Source organism: Streptomyces sp. NBC_01428, assembly GCF_036231965.1.
Classification (GTDB): Bacteria; Actinomycetota; Actinomycetes; order Streptomycetales; family Streptomycetaceae; genus Streptomyces.
Genome location: NZ_CP109499.1, coordinates 126,348 through 143,366, shown reverse-complemented (window position 1 = coordinate 143,366; position 17,019 = coordinate 126,348). Strand labels below are relative to the sequence as shown.

Sequence of the window (17,019 nt, the reverse complement as noted above, 5' to 3'; positions counted from 1 at the left end):
GCCGCTGAATTCAGGAGGCCTGTTCCTGTTCGTTTTCCTGCGTGTCGAACAATTCGATGAGCTGTTCCTTGACACCGGCGACCGTCGGGACCTGGAAGAACTGGCGCAGGCCGATACGGACTCCGGTCACCGCCTCGACGCGGTTGACGAGCTGAATGGCGAGAAGGGAATGGCCGCCGACGTCGAAGAAACCGTCGTGGATTCCGACCTTTTCGATTCCGAGCACCGCGGCCATGATCCCGGCGATCTCCGCCTCGATCTCGTCCCGGGGCGCCACGAATCCAGCCGCGATGTCGCTTTCCCCGGGAGCCGGCAGCGCCGCGTGGTCGACCTTGCCGTTGCGGTTGAGCGGCAGTTCCGGCAGGTCCACGAACGCGGACGGCATCATGTCCCGGGGCAGCCGCTCGGCCGCCCACCCGCGCAGCTCCGCGGTGTCGGCGGTGGCGCCCGGCGCGGGTACGTAGTAGGCGACGAGCCGCTTGTCGCCGGGGGCGTCCTCGCGGACGGCCACCGCGCACACGCCGACCGCGTCATGGGTGAGCAACACCGCCTCGATCTCGCCGAGTTCGACGCGTACGCCACGCAGCTTCACCTGCCGGTCGATGCGGCCCAGCAGGTCGAGTTCGCCGTCCCTGGTGAAGCGGCCGACATCGCCCGTGCGGTACATACGGCCGCCGGTGAACGGATCGGGTACGAACCGCTGCGCGGTGAGCTCGGGCCGCTCGTGGTAGCCGCGCCCCACGCTGTCGCCGCCGAGGTACACCTCGCCCAACACCCCCGCAGGCACGGGGCGGCGGTCCGGGTCGAGGACGTACACCGTCTGGTTCACCATGGGCCGTCCCGCGAGCACCGGACCGCCGGGATCGGTGCGTGACGCCCGCCAGTACGTGGTGTCGACCGAGACCTCCGTCGCGCCGTACAGGTTGATCAGGTCGCCGGGGAAGCGGTCGAGGAAGCGGGCCACCAGGGTCGGCTGGAGGGGCTCACCGCTCGCGAAGGCGTAGCGCAGGTGTGCGCAGTCCTCGGGCCGTGCCTGCGAGACGAACAGGTCCAGCAGGCTCGGGACGAAGTGCAGACCGACCACGCGGTGGTCCCGCATCAGCCGTGACACCTCGGTCATGTCCAGCCGGTCGGAGCCGGGCACCAGCACGACCGTCGCCCCCTGCCACAGGGGCCAGAAGATCTCGTACGCGGACACGTCGAAGGACAGTGGCGTCGCCTGGAGGAAGCCCTCGCCCGGGGTGATCGGGAAGGCGTCCTGCATGCCGGCCAGGTAGTTCACCACACCCCGGTGCTCGATGCGGACGCCCTTCGGCCGCCCCGTGGAGCCGCTCGTGTAGATCAGATAGGACAGGTCGCCGGGTACCGCGACGGGATCCGGAGCGGTGACCGGAAGGGTGTCCGGCAGGTCGGTCGCGCTGTCGACGGCCAGCAGGCCCAGGCCCTCGGGCAGCAGACCGGCGTGCGCGGTGTCGGTGACGACCAGCGGCGCACCGGAGTCCTCCACGAGATACGCCAACCGCTCCGCCGGATGCTCCGGGTCGAGCGGGACGTAAGCCGCGCCCGCCTTGAGGATGCCGAGCAGCGTCCACACCAGGGCGGGGGAGCGCTCCAGGCAGACGCCCACCGGCACGTCCGGACCGATCCCCGGTACGGCACGCAGGCGGTGCGCCAACTGGTTGGCGCGCGCGTCGAGTTCGCGGTAGGTCAGCTCGTCCGAGTCGCACACGACCGCGACGGCGTCCGGCGTGAGCGCCGCGCGCTCCTCGAACAGCTGGTGCAGGGTGGCCTCGGCCGGGACGGGGGCCGAGGTGGCGTTCCACTCGGTCACGATGCGGTCCCGTTCGTCCGAGCCCAGCATCTCCAGCTCGGACAGCGCGCTCTGCGGCTGGGCCGTGGCCGCGTCGAGGAGGATCGTGAAGTGGTCCACGAGCCGGCGCGCGGTGGACTCGGTGAACAGATCGGCCGCGTAGACGACGGCGCCGTCCAGTGTGCCGTCGGACGCCTCCGCCAGATACATCGACAGGTCGAACTTGGCTTCGCGGACGGGGGACTCGACGGGCTCCGCCGTCAGACCCGGAAGGCTCCAGGCATCCGTGCCGGGCGTGTTCTGCAGCGCGAACAGGGTCTGGAACAGCGGGTTGCGGGACAGGTCGCGGTCGGGGGACAGCTCCTCGACCAGGCGCTCGAAGGGCAGGTCCTGGTGGTCGTACGCCCCCAGAGCCGTGTCCTTGACGCGGGCCAGCAGCTCGCTGAACGCCGGGTCGCCGGAGAGGTCGGTGCGCAGGACGAGCGTGTTGACGAAGAAGCCGATCAGCTCTTCCGTCTCGGCCCGGTTGCGGCCGGCGATGGGGGTGCCTACCGCGACGTCCCGCTGACCGCTGTAGCGGGCCAGCAGCAGCTGGAACACCGACAGCAGCGTCATGAACAGACTCGCGCCGCCCTCGGCGGACACCGCCCTGGCCCGCGCGGCGACGTCGGCGGGCACCGAGAACCTGACCACTTCGCCCGTGCCGGTACGCTCCGCCGGCCGGGCGTGGTCCGTCGGCAGCTCCAAGGGCTCCAGCCCCGCCAGGCGGCCCCGCCAGTAGCCGAGCTGGCGCTCCAGCGCCTCGCCGGTCAGCCAGGAGCGCTGCCACAGCGCGTAGTCGGCGTACTGCACCGGCAGCGGCGCCGGCACCGCGTCGGACCCCGCCCCCAGGGCCACCGCGTACAGGGCGGACAGCTCGCGCAGCAGCACCCCGATCGACCAGCCGTCGAAGGCGATGTGGTGCACGGTGACCGCCAGGACCGCTTCCTCGTCGGCCAGCCGCACCAGCACCGCGCGCAGCATCGGACCGGCGGCGAGGTCCACCGGGCGCAGGGCGTCCCCGGCCAGGACCGCCGCGAGGGCGTCCTCGCGGGCCGGAGTGTCCGCGAAGGACCGGAGGTCCCGCACCAGCACCGTCACCGGGCCTGCCGGGGCGATCGACTGGACCGCCGAACCCGCTTCGTCCGTGCCGAACCGGGTGCGCAGGATCTCGTGACGCTCCACCAGCGCGGTGAAGGCGTTGTTCAACGCGTCCACGTCGACGACGCCGTGCACGCGGAAGGCGAAGGGCAGCAGGTACTCGGCTCGTCCCGGCTCCAACTGATCGAGGAACCACAGGCGTTGCTGGGCGAAGCTCAGCGGCAGCGGCCCGCCGTCGCGAGGTACGGCGGGAATGCGCGAGATGCCCGCCTCATCGAGGTCCTCCACGGCGGCGGCCAGCAGTGCCGGGGTCGGCGCGCCGAACAGGGCCCGTACGGGAACGTCGACGCCCAGCCGACGGCGCAGTCGCGAGACGACCTGCGTCGCCAGCAGCGAGTGGCCGCCCAGGGCGAAGAAGTCGTCGTCCGCGCCGACGGTGTCGATGCCCAGCACCTCTGCCCAGACGGCTGCCACCGTCCGCTCGGTCTCCGTGCGCGGAGCCGTGTAGGCGGCGCCCAGCTCGGGGCGGTCCGATGCGGGAGCGGGCAGCGCGCGCCGGTCCGTCTTGCCGTTCGGAGTGAGCGGGATGCGGTCCAGGGCCACGAACGCGGCGGGCACCATGTAGTCCGGCAGGTCCCGCTGGAGGTGGGCGCGCAGGACTCCCGCCTCGACGGGCGGGTCGGCGACGACGTACGCCACCAGCCGCGGGTCGCCCGGCACGTCCTCACGAAGCAGGACGGTGGCGCCGGTGACCGAGGGGTGGGTCAGCAGGGCCGCCTCGATCTCGCCGGGCTCGATGCGGTAGCCGCGCAGCTTGACCTGGTTGTCGCCCCGGCCCACGAACTCCAGGTGCCCGTCCGGGTGCCACTTCGCGAGGTCGCCGGTGCGGTACACGCGCCGAGGAGCGCCGTCCACGGTGACGACCGTGAACTTCTCGGCGGTCAGCTCGGGCCTGCCCAGGTATCCACGCGCGAGACCGGGGCAGCCGATCCACATCTCGCCCGGGACACCCACCGGAACCGGCCGGCCGTGCCGGTCCACCAGGAACACCTTCGCGTTGGCGACCGGGCGCCCGATCGGCACGTGGTCGCCGGGGCCGGTGATCCGCGCCGTCGCCGCCTCCTGCGCCGCCTCCGTCGGACCGTAGCCGTTGACCAACGGAACGGAGGTGTGGCGGAACCACTGGCGCACCTGCTCCCGCTGGAGCGCCTCGCCGCCGAGCCGCACCAGGCGCAGTTCCGGACCGAGGTCGTCCGGCCCGGCGAGCTGCGCGGCGAGTGCGCCGAACGCCGAAGGAGTCAGCCAGGCCACGGTCACCGCGTTGGTACGCAGCGCCTCCGCCAGCATCCCCGGGTCCCAGGCGTCGTCGCGCAGCACGAGGGACGCGCCCGAGACGAGCGGCGCGAACAACTGCCCCACCGAGGAGTCGAAGGAGATCGACGCGAACTGCAACACCCGGTCCTCGCAGGTGAGGTCGAGCTGCCGCCGCGTCTCCCTCATCCGTGCGCGCAGGGCGCCGTGGGTGATCTGCACTCCCTTCGGACGGCCCGTCGATCCACTCGTGTAGATCACGTAGGCCAGATCGTCAGGTCCTGCCGCCGGCGCGGACGCGCCACCGGTACGCGGGGGAAGCTCCTCGGGCCAGTCCTCCAGCAGCAGGCGCGGCGTCGCGGCGGGCAACCGGTCGACGTGCGTGGGCCGGGTGACGATCAGCGGCGCCCCGCTGTCCTCGATCATGTACGCGAGCCGGTCCGTCGGATAGGCCGGGTCCAACGGCACATACGCGGCACCCGACTTGAGGATGCCGAGCAGGGCGCTCACCATGTCGGTGCCCCGGTCCAGGCAGATGGCCACCAGCGTCCCGGGGCCGGCGCCACGCTCGCGCAGCCGGGCGGCGATCCACTCGGCCCGCGCGTCCAGCTCCTGGTACGACAGATGGTCCGAGCCGCACGTGACGGCGGGGGAGTTCGGACGCTCGGCCGCGCGGTCCTCGAACAGCCGGTGAACGGTGACGGAGTCGGGGGCGTCGGTGTCCGCCCCGTTCCACGTGGTGAGGATCTCCCGCCGCTCCCGCGCCGTCAGCATCTCCAGGGCGGAGAGCGGGGCGCTGGGGGAGTCGGCGGCCGCACCGAGCAGGGTCTCGAAGTGCCCGCCGAGCCGAACCATCGTCGCCTCGTCGAAGAGGTCGGTGGAGTAGACGATGGTGCAGTCCAGACCGCCGTGCGCGGCCTCCGTGGCGTAGAACGTGAAGTCGAACTTGGACTCCTGCGCGGCCACGTCCACCTGCCGGACGCTGAGGCCGGGGAGTTCCCAGGAACGGCTGTCGGGAGTGTTCTGCAGGACGAACATGGTCTGGAACAGCGGATTGCGGGAGAGGTCCCGCTGCGGTGCCAGCTCCTCCACCAGCCGCTCGAACGGCATGTCCTGGTGGTCGTAGGCGCCCAGGGCCGTGTCCTTCACCCGGTCGATGAGTTCGGTGAACGTCGGGTCGCCGGACAGGTCGGTCCGCATCACCAGCGTGTTCACGAAGAAGCCGACCATGTCCTCGATCTCGGCACGGTTGCGGCCCGCGATCGGGGTGCCCACCGCGATGTCCTCCTGGCCGCTGTACCGGGACAGCACCGCCTGGAACACCGCGAGCAGCGTCATGAACAGGCTCGCGCCCGTGTCGTGGGCCAGCCTGCGGGCGCCGTCGGCGGTCGCCGCGGGGACACCGAAGGTGAGCATCGCTCCGTTGCCGCTGCGCCGTGCCGGACGCCTGCGGTCGGTGGGCAGCTCCAGTGCCTCGGTACCCGCCAGCCGCCCCCGCCAGTAGTCCAGTTGGTTCGACAGCACGTCACCGGTGAACCACGAGCGCTGCCAGACCGCGAAGTCGGCGTACTGGAGCGGTGGTTCGGGCAGACCGGCGGCGACTCCCGTCACCCGCGCCGTGTACAGCGTGGTGAGCTCGCGCGAGAGGACGCCCACCGACCATCCGTCGAAAGCGATGTGATGAACCGTCAGTGACAGCAGGTGCTCCTCGTTGGCCAGCCGGAGCAGCAGGGCGCGGACCATCGGCCCGGTGGAGAGGTCCACCGGCTTGAAGCCCTCGGTGTCCACGAGCGCGGTGGCCGCCTTCTCACGGGCGCCGTCGTCCGTCACGTACCGCAGGTCGTGCAGGGCCAACGGCAGCGGCCGGGGTTCGTCGACGATCTGGCCCGGCGTGCCGTCCTCGTCGGTGACGAAACGGGTCCGCAGCACCTCGTGCCGCTCCACCAGTTCCGTGAGTGCCGCCTCGAGCGCCGCCACGTCCAGCGGACCGCTGATGCGCAGCCCCATCGGGATCAGGTATTCGGCGCGGCCGGGATCCAACTGGTCCAGGAACCAGAGCCGCCGCTGTGCGAACGACAGCGGCATCGGCCGCCCGTCCCGGACGGCGAGGGGGATCGTGGTGGTGTCGTCGGAGGCGGACGCCGCCGCCAGGGCGTCGGAGCCGTCGTCCATGCCTTCCTCGACGGCCTCGAACAGACGGCGGGCCCGTTCCATGGCCTCCTCGGCGAGGAACGACGCGACGGTGCGAACGGTCAGCGGGCCCGGCGCGGAGGGGGACCGGAATTCCGAGCCGAATTCCTCCGCGATCCGCCGGCCCATTTCCCCGGCCTGCTCGGCGGAGCCGCCCAGTTCGAAGAAGTCGGAATCCGCCGACGTCACCTCGGTGCCGAGAACGGCCCCCCATACGGCGGCTATTCGGCCCTCGGCCGGTGAGAACGGCTCACGCCCTGCTTCCCGGCCGGGTGCCGGTGCCGGGGGCGCCATCGGATTCGTAGTCATGCGTCCACCAGTTCCTCGTCGTCGACCCGTAACGGAAGGCCCTCGGATGCTCAGCCGAATTGATGCTCGCAGAGCGATCTTGACGAGATAACTGGTTACTTCTGCCCGCGGGACGTGGACACTTCTGCCCGTGCGCTCGGCGGCCGGGGCAGGTGCCCCGGCCGCCGCACGCGTGTCACGCGGTTCCCGGGCCGGCTCAGGCCGCGGCCGGAACCGAGGACTTCTCCTGCGACTTCTCCGGGGGTTTCTCCTGCGACAGCGTCTGGGCCGCAGCACTCGCAGGACCCGCCCCGCTCATCTCGGCCACGCTGTCCACGGCGTCCGCGTCGGCGTGTTCGGACACCGTCCGCTTGCGCATCCCGGACCACTCCCGGCTCATGGCCGGCACGCCGATGGCCACCAGGTACAGCCCGCCCACGATCCACAGTGCCGTCGACGTGCCGGTCAGGGTCACCAGCCCCGCCCCCAGCAGACCGCCGAACGGGATGCCCGCCCAGGTGACCGCCTGCGCCAGTGTCTTGACCCGGCCCAGCAGCGGTGTCGGGATCAGCTCGTAGGTCACCGCGCCCACGATCGGGTTGACGAAGCCGGACCCCAGACCGCCCACCGCGAGCACGGTCAGCACCAGCCACAGCGGTGCCCCCGTCGCCATCGCGGCGAACCGGGGCAGGCCGCCCAGGGAGAAGCCGATCAGGTAGACGGTGCGTCGTGGCAGCCGCTCGGCCACCCCGGCGGCGACCAGAGCGGCGATGATCGACGTCGCGGCGAAGACGCTCACCACGAGGCCGATGGCCTCCGCGCCGTTCCCCGACTCCTTCGCCCACACCGGCAGGAGCACCGACATGAAGGCCTGGTCCAGGAGGTTGGTCACCGCGAGCATGCCCACGATGGATCGCAGCAGCTTCGCGTCCCGCAGGAAGGCGGCACCCTGGCGGAGCTGGGAGAAGTAGCCGCCGCCGTCCTCGACCGGGATCTCGTGCGGCTCGGGCACCGGGTCGGTCAGGGTGGTCGAGACGATCAGCGCCGACACCGCGAACAGCGCGGCGGTGATCCACAGCGCGTACAGGCTGCCGAACGCGGTGACGACGACGCCCGCGATGGCCGGCCCGACGGTGGTGGCCGTCCGCTCGACGGCGGCGGAGAGACCGGTACCCCGCTCGATGGGCACGCGGGCGGCGCGGGTGGCCGACGGTACGAAGAGGCCCTTGGCGCCGTTGGCCGGCCCGTCGGCCGCTCCGACGACCGCGAGCAGCGCCAGCAGCACGCCGAAGGGCAGACCGCCGGTCAGGTACAGCAGTGGGGCGGTGGCCATCGCGACGGTGGACAGGACGTCGCCCGCCACGCTGATCCGCTTGGGTCCGACACGGTCGATGATCGGGCCTGCCAGCGCCTGCGAGATCACATACGGGACGATCTGGCAGAAGGCCACCAGACCGGTCTTGCCGACGCTGCCCGTGGTCGTCAAGACGAACCAGGGCAGGGCGATGGACAACACCCGGTTGGCCGACAGGGCGGCCGCGTTGGCCGACAGCATGCCGACCAGACCGCGCAGGACCCTGGGATGCATGTCCGGCGCCGCTGCCCTTGCGCCGTCGTCCGCCGCCTTCTTGGCGACTGTGTGCTGAGTGGCCATCGGTCTACTCCATGTCCGTGGGCTGGGTGACGTGCCGGTCCTCGCTGGTCGGGAACAACTGGAACTGGAAGGAGACCCGCGCCGCGCCGTCCGGCGGCTGTGCTTCGGAGGCAGCCGCGGCGGACGTACGCCGCCGGAGCAGGGCGTGGATCTCCGCCGTCAACTCCTTGGCGTCGGCCGGGGTGAGTGTCAGCGCGTAGTCGCCGAAGTCCTGCGCGTCGCGCCACTCGGGCGTGAGCGCGGGGGTCGCCTCGATCGCGGCCGCCAGGGCGCCGGACCAGACCTGGCCGAGCGCCTGGAGGTAGGCGCTGCCGAGCCCCTCGCTGCCGTCGAGCACCTCGTCGTCGGGCACGACGGTGTTGGCGTGCGCCGCCTGCCACCACCGCTCACGCCGTCCGCCACGGGACGGCGCCTCCGTGATGAAGCCGTATTCCGCGAGCTGTCGCAGGTGATAGCTGGTCGCCCCGGTGTTCAGATTGAGCCGCCGGGCCACCGTGGTGGCCGTGGCCGGCCCCTCCGTCCGCAGGCTGGTGAGGATCTGCACCCTCAGCGGGTGAGCGATGCCGCGGAGGTTACGGGGGGTCAGATGTACCTGGGAGGGCTGCTGCGGCTGTTCCATGAGGTTCAAGGTAGACCACACAGAAGTCTATGCATAGGAGTGCGTGCACAGAAGTACGTGCAAAATTTCTTTGCAAGTCGGAGTGCAACTCGCGTGACCCGGACCGGAGTTGCGCTCCGAGACGTCGTTGTGGGCCGCCGACGGGCGGGTCTTGAGCAGGGCTCGGCACCAGGGTCGCGCGGGGAAGGGGATGTGCACACCCCTGACGTGGAGGTGGAGGGGGCGGCCACTCGGCACGGGCGCCGGCATCGGCACCGAGAGGGGGAGTCGGCCGTCTGGCGGCGGGCCGTGTTTGTGTCCCAGCTGTCGGGCGTCGGCGGCGAAGGCCAGGTGTGCGCGTACGACGGCGCGTGTGTGCGAGGTCTTCAGTGAGGCTGCGGTGTCCGAGGTGATGGGGTAGGTCTGCCGGCCCCGGAGGACGGGCAGGTCGCGGGTCAGGCGGGCACCGTGCGAGGTGAGGTACCAGGCCTTGTTACGCGATCTGCCTGCCTTCGGCGGCGTCGTCCAGTCGATGAAGCCGTCGGTGCGCAGCTTGCTCAGGACCCGGGGCATGACCTGACGCGTGCTCAGCGGGCAGAGCATCTGGTGCAGGTGGTGGGACGTGGCGATGCGGTGCTGTGCGAGCGGGCCCGCGCCTGGCGGCGCAGGGCTCTGAACTCGTCCGCAGGGCGGGCCTTTTCTGTTCGGGGCGGTTCATGCAGCATCCCTTCGACGCGGGGTCTTGCTCCCGGACTGCCGGCGCTTCCGGCCTCAGCGGAGGGAATCGGCGAGGGAGCGCGCTACCGAGGCCTGTTGAGGCACGTCCCGCCCGGCTGTGAGCCACGGGTGGGGACCAGGTGCTGACGAGGGAATCAGTGATCCCCGACCAGATTCCCGACCATGGGCCCCCGACCACGGTCACGAAGGCGAAACGGGCCCTGGTCTCGGGGATGGACTCCGACCACGGCCCCGACCACCGGGAGGCGGCGGGGCTACGTGTCCTCAGAGCGGATCGGCCGGAGAGGGGAGACCCTGGCAGATGGGGGCGAGGGCGATGGCCGGTCCGCAGCAGCCGTGGCTGCTGCGGGGCGTGGTGGCGAGCCACGCCATGCCGGCCATCGTTGCGGCACCCGGTCCGCAAGGTGTCAACGACCCGTAACCGGGTGCCGCGTTCAAGGGGTGGTGGGACAGGGCCGCACCGCCGGGTCCTACTTTCTGGGCTTGCGCCGGGCGGCCTGCTCGAGGATCCGCTTGCGCGTCCACCGCCGGCGGCATCACTCATGTCGCCACCCCTGCCCATGTGGTTCACCGTACGCACCCATGCTTCCGTCCGGCATCCTCCCGCCGCTTCCTGTTACGCGCATGACGGGCGCCGTGACGGGCACCCCCACCCGTCCTGTCGCCCGTGTGCCAGGTCACCGGGCCGGTGAGCAGCCAGGGTGACGTCACCTGCAAGAATCGGCCCAGGCGACCCATCTCCCGTGCACGCTGACTGCCGATGGTGAGCGGAACCACTACGAAAGGCCATCAGCTGTGTCTGTTCGTCGAGTTGTCGTCGTCGGTGGTGGCGCCATGGGCTCCGCGGCGGCCTGGCGGCTGGCCGCACGTGGCGACGACGTGACCTTGCTGGAGCGCTTCCGGCCCGGTCACGACCGCGGCAGCTCCCACGGCACCTCGCGCATCTTCCGCCTCGCGTACGCCGATCCCTTCTACGTCGACCTCACCGTGCGGGCGCTGCCACTGTGGCAGCGGCTGGAGGAGGCCACCGGCCGTCGGATCCTCACGCTCACCGGCGCCGTCGACCACGGCCCGGCCGCCGTCATCGAAGCGTTGCACGAAGGCCTGACCCGTGTGGGACGCCCGGCCGAACGCCTCGTCCCGGATCAGGTCGCCGAGCGCTGGCCCGGTCTGCGCGCCGACACCAGCGCCCTCTACCACCCCGAAGCGGGGCGGCTGCACGCCGACGAATCGGTCGCCGCGTTCCAGCAGGCGGCCCGCGATCACGGCGCCGACATCCGGCACGGGGTGCGCGTCAGTGGGGTGTCCGTCCAGGGGGACAGCGTTCGGGTACGCGTCGAGGGCCAGGAAGACATCCGTGCGGACGCAGCGGTCGTGGCCGTGGGGAGCTGGACGGCCGATCTGCTGGTCAACGGGTCCGACGGCCCCCTCCGCAGCCTTCCGGCGCTGCGCGTCACTCAGGAGCAGCCCGCGCACTTCCCCGCCGCCGACCCGCTGTCCTGGCCCAGTTTCATCCACCATCCCGGCGCCGCCCTGCCCGCCGTCGGCCCGACCGTGGACGGCGTCTACGGGCTCGGCAGCGTCGACGGTGTGAAGGCCGGATTCCACGGCATCGGCCCGGTCGTCGACCCCGAGCACCGCGACCGTACTCCCGACCCCGAGACGGTGCGGGCCCTCGCCGCCTACGCGGAACGCTGGTTGCCCGGTGTGGAGCACACTGCGCCCGAACCCCTCACATGCCTCTACACCACCACCAGGCAGCACGACTTCATCGCCGACCGGCAGGGCCCCGTCACCGTCCTGGGCGGCTGCTCGGGACACGCCTTCAAATTCGCCCCGGTGCTCGGCGAGTTGGCGGCCGACCTCACCCACGGACACCCCGGCCTGGACCGTTTCAGACTCGACCGTACCTGAACGGCGGAGACCAGCTGCGGCAGGTTTCCTGGGGAGTCGTCTGCATCGGCTCGGCGGCCTGCCTCGGACTCGGTTCGGGTGTGGGCACGGCCACCTACGCCGCGATCCCGCTGCCGGCACGTCTCCTGTGGCTCCCGGTGCTGTTCCGAGGAGCGCGGGTGACCTCCGCGATCGAGAAGCTCGCCGACCAGAGCGCATCCAGCAATAGACCGACACCCCCGTTCCGCAGCGTGGTGCGCCTCTCCCGGTTGCGGTGCTTTGAACCTCCAGCCCAGGCGTGGGGGATGGATCCCTTGCTGGGGATGCCCTGGCCATGCGCGGTCGCTTGGCCAGCCTTTCGCTCTGGATCGAAATGATGGGTTTCGGTGAACCGACCGTCGAAGATGGGCGAGGCCGCCGGGGTTAACGGTCAGGGACCGAAGGTCGCGTTCGCCCCGGTGTTCCGTCCGCCATGGCACAGCCTCAGGGGGAACAGTCATGTCTCGTCGTAGTGTCGGAATCCTTGCCGCCGCCGGTGCGCTCGCCGCATCCGTCGCGATATCCGTGCCCGCTTCGGCCGAAGTCGCCCATCGGACCTGTCCCAAGGGTGCTTTCTGCGCGTACTCCGGTGACTGGGAGACGGGCAGAGTACTCCTTGCGACGCAGGGCAACTGGTCGGGCACCATCTACAACGTTCAGTCCACCTTCAACAATGGCTACCGCGACCCTGGCGCCGACCACGTCCAGCTCGGCTACGAGGCGAGCGGCATCAGCTACTCGATCTGCATCCACTACGCCCCGGGTGGCGGCCAGTACGAACACCACTGGAACAACATCACCGTCAAGTCCGTGAGGTGGCGCGGCGAGTGCTGATGCGTCGCGCCCGCAGCGTGTGACGGTTGATGCGAGTTGATGCGGGTTGATCGGTGAAGGCAGTTGCCGATTTCCCCAGATCCGAGGACCGCCCGGCCGCACTGCACGGCCGGGCGGTCGGGTCCTGCCGGACAGGACACGCCCGACGTTGAAGCCGACGTGGCTGACGCCTGCGAGACCGCCTGGCACCGTCCCCGTGGTCCCTGCCGCGCGAAACCGGCGGCGATGGCCGATTGTTGCGGCTAGCAATTGGAGATTTGCGTAATCCTGCCAATCTCTTGCAGTCCCATGTGTGCTTCAATACTCTCTCCCGCGACAGGCCCGCGCTGCCGCCTCTGGCTCAACCGGTGCTATCGGCAGCGAAGTTGACGACCAGTCGGAGGCGATCCAGATGGGTGTCACACGTCGAACAGTCCTGCAGGCCGTAACGGTGACTGGAGTCGCCGGCTCCGTCGGACTCGGCCGTACGGCGCTCGCGGCGGCGGCCACGGCGGCGAGCGCGCCGGGCGACGTGGTGGGCAAGGTGACCGTCGGCTACCAGGGGTGGTTCGCCTGCGCCGGTGACGGCGCCCCGATCAACGGTTGGTGGCACTGGGCGCGGAACTGGGGACAGGCCCCGTCGGTGTCGAACTCGGCGATCGTGGCCTGGCCGGACTCCCGCGACTATCCGACCACTTACCGCACCGCGTTCGGGAACCTCGGCAATGGGCAACCGGCAGCACTGTTCTCGTCCTACGACCAGTCGACCGTCGACGTGCACTTCCGCTGGATGAAGCGGTACGGCATCGACACGGCCGCGCTTCAGCGTTTCAACCCCACTGGGGGTGAAGGTCCGACGCGCGATGCGATGGCGGGCAAGGTTCGTAGCGCGGCCGAGTCACAGGGCGTCAAGTTCTACGTGATGTATGACGTTTCCGATTGGGCGGCTATGGGGACGGAGATCAAGGCCGACTGGGTGGACAGGATGCGGCAGCATGCCGGTTCTTTCGCGTATGCGCGGCAGAACGGTATGCCGGTCGTCTGTGTCTGGGGGTTCGGGTTCAACGATGGCCAGCGGCCCTTTACTCCGGATGCCTGCCTGGATGTGGTCGACTGGTTCAAGCGGCAGGGTTGTTACGTGGTCGGTGGGGTGCCGACCTGGTGGCGGACTGGTGATCGTGATTCTCGGCCCGGGTTTTCCGGTGTGTATCACGCGTTCGACATGCTCTCGCCGTGGATGGTGGGCCGGATCGGTAGCGTCGGTGACGCCGACAACTTCTACAGCGTCGCGACGGTGCCCGATCTTGCCGAATGTGCGGCGTGGGGGATTGATTATCAGCCCTGTGTTCTGCCTGGTGGTGTGGGTGATCGGCAGCGCGTCCACGGGACTTCATGTGGCGGCAGTTCTACAACATGGGTCGGGCCGGTGTGGCGAGCGTCTACATCTCGATGTTCGACGAGTACAACGAGGGCAATCAGATCGCCAAGACTGCCGAGTCCCAGGTGTGGGTGCCGACCGGTTCAGGTCTCCTTGCCCTCGATGAGGACGGAACTGCGTGTTCCTCCGACTACTACCTGAGGCTTACGGGTGACGGTGGCAGGTTGCTCAAGGGTCAGATCGCGGTCACTGTGGTTCGGCCGACGGCTCCGGTCATCGGCGGCGGCGATACGGTGCCTCCCGCCGCCCCGGGGAGTCTGCGTGTCACCGCGGTGAGTGATACGAGCGTGACGCTGGCGTGGGGCGCGTCCACGGACAACGTCGGCGTGGCGGGTTATCGTATTCGCCGATTCGTGGGGGGCACGGCTACTCCGATCGGCGCCGTGGCTGCGAACGTCGCCGCCTTTACGGTGACGGGTCTGGCTGCGTCGTCGTCTTACACGTTCGATGTTCAGGCTTTGGATACGGCCGGTGGTGTCTCCATGCCGTCCAGCCAGGTCACGACGACCACCAGCGCCGGCGGCTCTTCGACGGTCAACGTTGCCCTGGACCGGCCGGTCACGGCGAGCAGTTATACGCAGTCGTATGTGCCGGGCAACGCGGTGGACGGGAACGCGAACACGTATTGGGAGAGTGCCAACAGCGCGTTTCCGCAGTGGTTGCAGGTGGATCTGGGTTCCGCGATGGGGGTTGGGCGTGTTGTCCTGACGTTGCCTCCGGCCGTGGCTTGGGCCGCTCGTTCTCGGACGGTGTCCGTGCAGGGGAGTAGCGACGGTGCGTCGTTCGGTCAACTGCTCGGTTCCGTGGCCTGCGCCTTCGACCCGTTGTCCGGGAACACGGCTGCTCTGACTCTCTTCCTGCGGGTACGGCCACGCGTCACGTGCGGCTCGTCTTCACCGCGAATACGGGGTGGCCTGCGGGGCAGGTTTCGGAGTTCCGGGTGTTCGGGGCCGCCTGATTGCCTGGTGGTGGGCGAGGTGGTGGCGGGGGAGCGCCGGTCGGGTTGAGATCGCACGGAGGCGGGGGCTGTTCTGTGCGTCTGGGCTTAGGTGCTGCTGCTGGGAGCTTGTGGGCGGCTGTGGTGGTGTGCTGGGTGGGTCAGTTGGCGGTTTGGGGTTGGCCAACGCCAACGTTGCCGTCGCCAACGCCGTTCCCCCTGCTGCCTTCGCCGGCGCTGCCTTCGTTGTTGTTGTTGTTTTCGTTCAGGTTGTTTTGGATTTCGTGGTAGGTGGTGGCTCCGCGTTGGGGTGTGAGGTTGAGGGTGGTGAGGATGGGTGGGTGGATGATGTTGGGGAGGGTGTGGGTGAGGAGGGTGGTGGTGCGGTGGTCGAGGTCGGTGTAGTTGGTGATGGCTTGGGACATGGCTTGGATGCCGGCGTAGGCGCCGACGAGGAGGTCGGCGGTGTCGGTGGGGTTGATGTGGGGGAGGAGTTCTCCTTGTTGTTTGGCTTGGGTGAGGAGGGTGGTCATGCCGTGGCTCCATTCTTGGAAGCTGGTGCCGCGGTCGAGTTCGGTTGCTTGTTGGTCCATGGCGAGGCGGACGCCGGCGCGGACCATGGGGTCTTTTTGGAGTCGGTAGGTTTGGAGGAGGACGGTGTCGACGACTTCTTGGGTTTTGCAGGTGCGGGGTGGGACGGTGCCCATGTGGCGGCCTTGGGCGGCCATGACGCCGTAGGCGAGGTCTTCTTTGGATTGGAAGTGGAAGTAGAGGGCGCCTTTGGTGACGCCGGCGGTGGTGAGGATGTCGGTGATGGTGGCGGCTTGGTAGCCGCGTTCTTCGAAGACGGAGGCTGCGGCGACGAGGATGGTGTGTCGGGTGCGGATGGCGCGGTCTTGTTTGGCCATGGGGTGTCGCCTCCGGGGTTGTGGTGCCTGGGGAGGCGCCCTTAAAAGAAACCGTCAGGTTTGTATCTTAGCGGTTTCGGTGGGGGGTGTCGTGGGGTCGCGGGGGGTGTGATCGGGGTGGTGCGGGGTAGGGGGTGGGGCCGGTTGGTGCGGGCTCGGGGGTCTGTTCGTTGGGTGTCAGGGTTGGTATAGGCGGTTCTACGTTGGTCTGTCCGTGAATCACCCTGACGGGGAAAAGGCGCCCGTCTTCTCGGCGTGGCCGGGTGGGGGCGCCTGTTGTGGTGGTGGGTCTGTTGGTGTGACGGGGCGACTCCGTTCTTGAACACCGTTACGGGAAAGGGCAGTTCACTCCCGTGCCAAGGGCCTGGCGTCCGCCGGGCCCGGGCTGAGCGACTCCCGCCGCGGCCACCCCGGCCGTCCGCACGACAGCCCCACGGTGTGCATGGCGGCGCAACGCGGTAACACGGCTGCTGGTGCTGGTGCTGGTGCTGGTGCTGGGTTGCGGGGCGGGCCGCGGTTTCGTGTCCGTCCCGGCCCTCTGGGCCCCGCCCCTTTTTTTGGCGGCTCTGGTTCGTGCGCGCCCGTTCGTTGGCCTTCGCGTCCGAGGGGGTGTCGCTTTCCCTGTGTGCTGGGCGTCGTCTTCTTGTCCGCCCGTGTTCCCGGAGTTCCGGCCTCCCGCCCGGCCCTGGCTCGGTCCTCCGGTCTCACGTCCGCGCGCCGGCCCCGTGCCTGCCCCGCTTTATGGCCGGCCTGGCCACCGTCTTTGGTGTTGTGTCCGCACGGTGGCTCACCTCCGGGTCTCGACCCCGCCTGCGGCTTCGCTTCTCCGCGCGCGCTGGCCTCTGCCGTCGTCTTCGCGTCGGGCCTGGCCGCCGCCCCCCTCTTGGCGCCCCCTGGGGCTCCGCCTGCCGGTCCGGTGCCCGCACTGCGCCCCAGGCCCCGGCCCCTGCCCCCTCCGGCCCGTGCCCGCACTGCGGCCCCGGACCCCGGCCCCGGCCCCCTCCGTGCCCGGCCCTCGCCCTCGGGCCCTGCCCTGGTTGCCTCGGCCTTGTGTCGGCGTTGAACTGCCGTCCCCGTCCCGGCTCGTGTCCGGACCGGCGCCCGCCCCTTGGCCTGCGCCCGTGCTGATCCCCGACCCCGGCCCCGGCCCCGGCTGCGTGTTCGTGCCGGCTGTCGTGCTGCGGTCTTGCGCGGGGCGCGGGGTGCGGTTTGTGGCTGCGGGTTCGTGGTCTTCGGGGTGGGGCGGGCCGGCGGTGTTGTGC

The 17,019-nt window shown here is 70.1% G+C and carries 6 protein-coding genes and 2 pseudogenes; 3 read left to right on the top strand and 5 right to left on the bottom strand.

The features are described 5' to 3' along the window. Positions 1–10: 10 nt before the first annotated feature. The 4 genes and pseudogenes from OG406_RS00425 to OG406_RS00410 form a co-directional block, all read right to left on the bottom strand. On the bottom strand, positions 11–6,760 hold the full coding sequence (locus tag OG406_RS00425; RefSeq protein WP_329183132.1) for a non-ribosomal peptide synthetase: 6,750 nt from the start codon (positions 6,758–6,760) through the stop codon (positions 11–13). A gap of 196 nt (positions 6,761–6,956) precedes the next feature. Continuing rightward, positions 6,957–8,393 carry an MFS transporter gene (locus OG406_RS00420; protein ID WP_329183130.1) on the bottom strand — a complete coding sequence of 479 codons (1,437 nt, stop codon included), beginning with the start codon at positions 8,391–8,393 and terminating at the stop codon, positions 6,957–6,959. Between the two features lie 4 nt (positions 8,394–8,397). Then, the gene (locus OG406_RS00415; RefSeq protein WP_326841136.1) at positions 8,398–9,012 is read right to left on the bottom strand and encodes a winged helix-turn-helix domain-containing protein; all 615 of its coding nucleotides are present in this window, start codon (positions 9,010–9,012) and stop codon (positions 8,398–8,400) included. Positions 9,013–9,039: 27 nt separating this feature from the next. Further along, a pseudogene (locus tag OG406_RS00410) lies at positions 9,040–9,624 on the bottom strand (replication-relaxation family protein); the annotation flags it as partial. A gap of 900 nt (positions 9,625–10,524) precedes the next feature. Between OG406_RS00410 and OG406_RS00405 the strand changes: the two are divergent. The 3 genes and pseudogenes from OG406_RS00405 (at position 10,525) to OG406_RS00395 (ending at position 14,870) form a co-directional block, all read left to right on the top strand. Continuing rightward, positions 10,525–11,643 carry an FAD-dependent oxidoreductase gene (locus tag OG406_RS00405; protein ID WP_329183126.1) on the top strand — a complete coding sequence of 373 codons (1,119 nt, stop codon included), beginning with the start codon at positions 10,525–10,527 and terminating at the stop codon, positions 11,641–11,643. A gap of 477 nt (positions 11,644–12,120) precedes the next feature. Beyond that, on the top strand, positions 12,121–12,495 hold the full coding sequence (locus tag OG406_RS00400) for a hypothetical protein (protein WP_164369928.1): 375 nt from the start codon (positions 12,121–12,123) through the stop codon (positions 12,493–12,495). 391 nt (positions 12,496–12,886) lie between these two features. Next, a pseudogene (locus OG406_RS00395) lies at positions 12,887–14,870 on the top strand (discoidin domain-containing protein). A gap of 140 nt (positions 14,871–15,010) precedes the next feature. Here the strand turns inward: OG406_RS00395 and OG406_RS00390 are convergent. Next, complete coding sequence (locus tag OG406_RS00390) at positions 15,011–15,757, bottom strand: ScbR family autoregulator-binding transcription factor (protein ID WP_329183123.1); 747 nt, start codon at positions 15,755–15,757, stop codon at positions 15,011–15,013. Positions 15,758–17,019 lie beyond the last annotated feature (1,262 nt).